Origin of the sequence: Moritella sp. (genome assembly GCF_033791185.1) — a bacterium.
Lineage (GTDB): Bacteria > Pseudomonadota > Gammaproteobacteria > Enterobacterales > Moritellaceae > Moritella.
Genome location: NZ_JASJHF010000200.1, coordinates 1 through 5983 on the forward strand (window position 1 = coordinate 1; position 5983 = coordinate 5983).

Genomic DNA, 5983 nt, shown 5'->3' on the forward strand with positions numbered 1-5983 from the left:
GGGTGCGTACCTGTCGAAATCATAACATGAGGACCAAACAATACATTGTTACCGATCGTCACTTTGCATACATCAATAATAGTTAAATTATGATTAGCATAAAAGTTACTACCAATTTCAATATTATAACCATAGTCACAAAAAAAATTCGGTTCCACGTGAGCGTTATCTGTTATTGATAAAAGCCCTTTTAAAATAGCCATTCTTTCATCTAATTTAACGGGGTCGTACAAATTGAATTGATGGCAAATAGATTTAGCTTTCATCCTGTCTTGTAGTAGTTCCTCTTGCCAAGCGTCATATGGAAGACCCGCTAGCATCTTTTCTTTCTCCGTCATTTCATCCCCCCAAAAAATTATCCAATGTTTTATTTATTTAGATCCTTTATGGCAAAAGTTTCGTATTAATAGTTTATAGACCACAGATGTTGAAGAATGACACAATTAAATTCAAACATGAACGCATAATTAAGGACAGCCACATGCCAGAGAACACATTAACTATTTTTTATGATGGTAATTGCCCACTGTGCAGTTTAGAAATGCAAAAGCTAAAACGCCATGATGACAGAAACCTTATCGTACTGGTCAATCTTCACCAAACCGGATTTAAACAAACATACCCGCAGATCGACTTCGACAATGCTATGGATATTTTACATGGACAATATCAAAACAACATATTGCTCGGTTTAGATGTAACGCATAGAGCGTGGACACTGGTTGGTCGAGGTGCGTTAGTTGCCCCGCTTCAATTTCCGATCGTTAAGCAACTCGCACATCGTGCTTATCTTGTACTGGCAAAGTACCGCCGTCCTATTTCTAATTTTATCTATCAACGTTTTGGTATTGGTGTAACGCCCTGCGATCAAGGAACCTGCTATGAAAAATCAAACCGTAATAATCATCGGAGCAAATAGTGCGATTGCAAAAGCCTTAGTCGATGTTTTTATCGCAGACTCTAATACTCAACTTATTTTGGTTAGCCGTAATGTCGACGATTACCAGCATGACTTATTTAATCGGGCTAAGCTCATTGACGTTAAAAATTATCAAGAATGTGAGATTGATGCGGCGATGATTCGTGTTAAACAAGTAGTAACATTCGACATATCCAACGTGTTTATCTGTAATGGTGTGCTGCACAATCAGCACTGCCAACCAGAAAAACGATTAGAGGATTTTACCGCGTCTGTATTTACAGAGATTATCACCGCAAACACAATTACGCCGATGTTATGGTTAAAGAACTTAGTGCCCATATTGCCTAGTAGCCAAAACTGCAAAATAGTCGTGTTTAGCGCAAGAGTTGGCAGTATCAGTGATAATAAACTAGGCGGTTGGTATAGCTATCGGGCATCCAAAGCAGCAATGAATATGTTAATAAAGTCAGCCGCAGTGGAATTAGCCAGAAGAGCCAAGAATATAAAGCTTATCTCGTTTCACCCAGGTACAACAGATAGTCCCCTTTCGCAACCGTTTCAAAAAAATGTGCCTAAGGGTAAATTATTTACCCGTGAGTTTGTCGCCAAACAGCTATTAAAGGTCGTTGAAGACACGCCTGTCGATGGTGAGGCCAGCTTCCTTGATTGGCAGGGAAAAGACATTCCATGGTAAATGATGAGCAGTTTTCCACCTCAACAAGGTGAATATTGGTCGTGTAGTCGTCCCTGCGGTACTCGATATGGATCGAAAAATACAAACTTTGATTTAGGTGTTTTTTATTGCTGGTTAAAATCGTCCAACCAAGTTTTGAGTGTTAGCTGAACTTCGGGACCAACGACCACCCCCATGTGTGTAACACCTGATAGCAGAGTGATCTGGGCAACAGTGTATGCAGATATTACCGGTTCAAATTGTTCCGCAATAAAAGCTTCGTCAGCCGTGCCAGCTACAACCAATATCGGTTGCGTGATAGTACTGAGGTCTTTTTTATAGTTTCGAGGCGCATAAGCCGTATTGAGTCGATGAGAATACCGCAGAGTTTCCGTGCCATCTCGCGCATCTTTTGGCATGTTGAATGAAATTACCGTCAGAAAATCACAGCAATGAATACGCATCATATTAAGCATGCTTAATCCAATAATCCGAGCGGTGAAAGGATTCGCCCAACCACCCGAGTTAGGGCGCATCGTGGGGGCATTATATTTAAGAAAAGGTGATAGCAATACATACCCATCCGCCAGCTTGGCGTATCGACTGCCTGCAAAACGTATCGCAAGCCCACCGCCAGATGAATGGCCGCCGACGACCACCTTGGCGTTTGGATTTTCCTTGCGAATATAGCTAATAAAATCAGCTAAATCATCTTCTAATTGATCGATGTAGTCTACATCGCCTCTACGTGCAGGCATCGTGCCATGTCCTCGTAGATCAGGCGTATATACCTCGGCCAACCCCGCTGTACTAATACCTGTGGCTAAAGGCAGAAAGTACTGACTATGCCAACCTGAACCATGCAACAAAATGAGTACCGTGTCAGACTGAGCGGAATAACGTCGATACGTCATCTCGTTACCATCTCTTGCCTCGACGGTCTGCTGCGCAGGTAAGGCTTTATAATCAAATAATAGTTCGTTAAAGTGCAGACTATTCTTGTGCGGATCAGCTTGTTTACCTTTATCAAACACAATGAGAATAGTGATAATAATGAATTGGATCACAATCGATAGAGCAATAAAGTTAAAAACCATTAAAATGACATCCATTAAATCGGCTTACTTAATTCACATTTAACGTTCAAGTCTTCACATATTTTTAAAATACCCGATACCGGCGTTATTTCATTTTCATCAGTAGTATCAGAGGTGATGGTCAATTTTGATAATTTAACATTAATCGCAGAAATCTTAATACTGCCGCTCTTGCCATTTTGACTTAAATCAAGCATTTTTAAGGCATCATCCTGATTAACAATCATGATATTAGGGTTCTTGGTCACAATATCTATCGCAGCTTGATATACATTTTGAGCCGGCGCTTCAATATCAACCGATGCCACCTCATGACTTTGGCTTTTGTAATACATAACAGCACCGACGGCTGCGACGCCAACACCAGCACAACCCGAAATAGACAGTGTAGCAAACAACATTAATATGATTTTTTTCATGTAAACTCCTTAAAAATTAATCCTAACACGAACACATAATCCACTCACTACCTCTAACCAGAGTTACTTTAAAATTTGGTAAGCTTTATAGCACTTAAATTATTTGGACATACAGTTAATACCATAGCAGCAATCGTTTATTGAGGTCACTTATATTGAAGATATGAGATGGCATGTACTGCGGTCACGTAACCGGCTTAGCCGAAAGTGAGTATGATAAGCATAAAAACGGTGCCGACTGCGCGACACCGTTTGTATATATTAGCTAAATGACTGTTTCCTGTTTTTACATTCAACAACACCTGAAACTTGTGGGTAACTCAGATTGAGGGGTGGCGCCGCTCCAGCGTGAATTGTATAGTCCTGAATATTTGTATCCGTATATTCATAAATATACTCACCACCACAAAGTTCTTTCGCTCTAAGGTGCCAAAATTTACTTACCGTCTCATCAGATGTAATACCATTACCAAGAAAATAGACCTCATATTTACCTGCTGAGATTTCCTTATCTTTGTATCCACCTGTTGACCCATATGCTTCGTAATCTGTTGTACATCCTGCCATAGTTAACGACATTACAACTGGTATGATTCTAAATAGTTCCATACATCTCCTTGTCACTATAACGCCCTAATAAGAGGCTGATAATTGTTGAACGAACTCCCTGCACGGCTGGATAAGCAAATCAGTGTTCAAACTCGCAAACAACCGTGGTTTATTTTTATTTACAACTAACACCCTACCAATTTAGGGCTATAAGGTAAATGATTTACGCAAATTAATGGCTATTCTCGTGAAGTTCGACGAAGATACAGCGCTATCACCTGTTATTTCCCAGCCTTTACAGCAAGTAATTAAACCTAAATTGATACGCTTTGTCCTTATTGCCACATGAAATGGTATGCATTGACAGCACGCGAACGAGCTAACCGAAGTCCAGTATAGTGGCGATAACAACTAATAAACTAATGAGGTAATGAGGTAATGAGGTAATGAGGTAATCAGAATAGGTGTCGACGGCACAACACCTATTGTTATATGTTAGCTACAGTCTGCCTCAGCATTGATAATTTTAATCAATTTAGCTGGCATACCACCCACCAGAGTGTCGGGTGCTACATCTTTGGTCACCACTGAACCTGCTGCAATAACAGAGCGAGCGCCAACAGTAACACCCTGACAAATTACAACATTACCACCAATCCAAACATCATCTTGCACAACAATTGGTAAGCACTGAACTTCCCATTTTCTACGTCGTTGGTGATCCAAGCTGTGTGTTGGAGTATAAAACTGCGTGCTTGGGCCAATTAATACGTTATTTCCTATTTTGATAGGCGCATTATCTAACATAGTAACGCCCATATTAATGAACGTATCATTACCTATTGAAATAGTTTTACCGTATTCACATAAAAAAGGAGGACATACGACACTATTTTCACCTACATGATTCAATAACTGAGCAACATAAGGTTTAGCCGCTTCAAACTGGCGTTGATTAATGTTTTGAAGCAAATCAAACGCTCTATTTCTCAACAGATCAAATTCTGGACTATTAGCATCATATTCAATACCTAAGCACATTTTTTCAAATTCACTCATTTCATTCCCAATACATTTTTGTTGATGAAAGCCCAAAATTCAATCTTATAGCCAATCCTAAAATACCTTGAACTAGATTGGCCACTGAAAGTAGTCAGCGCTTGAATTATCATTATGAACAGCATCTTATCAATCTCAGACTACCAGGTAAACATCCTGCGACCATTGATGGTTATGCTCGAGCGACGCGACGCATTTCAGCTTATTTTAATCGCCTTGATAACACTTAGTGATAAAGTGAATTTATATATTGATTCGTCGGCTTTTCAAGAAGATCTTGAGGATGGTAGCCTCCAAAGGTAAGCCACTTACTTTTGCCGCTAAATGTCAAATTTACTAATTCTGTTTCCGTTTTAACATCGAAAATTACAATTTGTATTTCAATTTTATCTGGTTTTCCAGACCATTCTGTAGCTCTATCTTCCCAGCCAAGAATTACAGGCTTTGCGTAATAGCCATATTTTTCACTATCAATTGTATTTAAGCATTCATCACCAATACAAGAGTGAGTAACGTCGACATTGCTTGTGTTTTTAGCAAAGGCATTTTGTATTGCCTTAGCCGTCATCCTTCCCGAATTTCTATACTCAATTTGGTCGTACCAGCCATTTTCAGGGGGGGAAATCAACACTCCGACTGTAGGATCGAGCTTTACTTCAGTGGTTTGCAATTCACTATATTTATACGAAGAACTACACCCTGCTAATACAGCTAAAGCCCCACATAAAACTATATTCTTTTTCAGCATGTGTTACCTTCCTATTTAGTCATGTTAACGCTCAAAACAGCAGCGGATTCATGTGTCAGTCTGACTTTTCTTGTTATAACTATTTTGTCCTGCCTACTGTACTAAATGGCGGGTTTAGGCATCTAATAAGAGACCAGCATGAGTAAACATAACATAGTTTTTATTGGCATGGACACGCACAAATCATTTATTGAGGTCGCTTATATTAAAGATGTGCATGACGTAAAACTCATTCATCTAAGAAAAAGTCCATTTACTAAACAAGTGGTTACTAAACTGGTTAATCAGTTTGAGGTCCTTTGCTATCGGTTGTTCACTTCACTTGACCATTGCCGTTATGTTATGCCCATTTAATACACTAGATACTACCACTTGCAACTTTGTAGTAAACCGCAACAAAAAGCCCTGCAAATAACAGAATAGTTAATAATATCTTTATCCAAATGAATTTCATAATGTGTAATTCCAGATTAACGATTAAAAGTAAAAAAGGCCTGTCACTCTAGGAGTAACAGG

General features: G+C 39.3%; 8 protein-coding genes. 2 read left to right on the top strand and 6 right to left on the bottom strand.

The window, feature by feature from the left end; translation table 11 throughout:
- Positions 1–338 (bottom strand): maltose acetyltransferase domain-containing protein (locus QNK26_RS11980; RefSeq protein ID WP_319223203.1); only part of this gene is annotated, 338 nt, incomplete at its 3' end.
- 143 nt (positions 339–481) lie between these two features.
- On the opposite strand from QNK26_RS11980, the gene QNK26_RS11985 reads away from it, so the two are divergent.
- Together QNK26_RS11985 and QNK26_RS11990 are read left to right on the top strand one after the other, a co-directional pair.
- Positions 482–919, top strand: a complete 438-nt coding sequence (locus QNK26_RS11985; protein ID WP_319223204.1) for a DUF393 domain-containing protein — start codon at positions 482–484, stop codon at positions 917–919.
- A complete protein-coding gene (locus QNK26_RS11990) occupies positions 882–1616 on the top strand; it encodes an SDR family NAD(P)-dependent oxidoreductase (RefSeq protein WP_319223205.1) in 735 nt (244 codons plus the stop codon). Before QNK26_RS11985 ends, QNK26_RS11990 begins: the two co-directional genes overlap by 38 nt.
- A 104-nt stretch (positions 1617–1720) precedes the next feature.
- Here the strand turns inward: QNK26_RS11990 and QNK26_RS11995 are convergent, their stop codons facing one another.
- The 5 genes from QNK26_RS11995 to QNK26_RS12015 all read right to left on the bottom strand — a co-directional run bounded on the left by QNK26_RS11995 (position 1721) and on the right by QNK26_RS12015 (position 5467).
- Complete coding sequence (locus QNK26_RS11995; protein ID WP_319223207.1) at positions 1721–2692, bottom strand: alpha/beta hydrolase; 972 nt, start codon at positions 2690–2692, stop codon at positions 1721–1723.
- A gap of 14 nt (positions 2693–2706) precedes the next feature.
- Positions 2707–3111, bottom strand: a complete 405-nt coding sequence (locus QNK26_RS12000) for a DUF3568 family protein (RefSeq protein WP_319223208.1) — start codon at positions 3109–3111, stop codon at positions 2707–2709.
- A gap of 261 nt (positions 3112–3372) precedes the next feature.
- Complete coding sequence (locus QNK26_RS12005) at positions 3373–3720, bottom strand: CC0125/CC1285 family lipoprotein (protein WP_319223210.1); 348 nt, start codon at positions 3718–3720, stop codon at positions 3373–3375.
- A 435-nt stretch (positions 3721–4155) separates the two neighbouring features.
- Positions 4156–4719 carry a sugar O-acetyltransferase gene (locus QNK26_RS12010; RefSeq protein WP_319223211.1) on the bottom strand — a complete coding sequence of 188 codons (564 nt, stop codon included), beginning with the start codon at positions 4717–4719 and terminating at the stop codon, positions 4156–4158.
- Positions 4720–4945: 226 nt separating this feature from the next.
- On the bottom strand, positions 4946–5467 hold the full coding sequence (locus QNK26_RS12015) for a DUF4823 domain-containing protein (RefSeq protein WP_319223213.1): 522 nt from the start codon (positions 5465–5467) through the stop codon (positions 4946–4948).
- Positions 5468–5983: the final 516 nt, after the last annotated feature.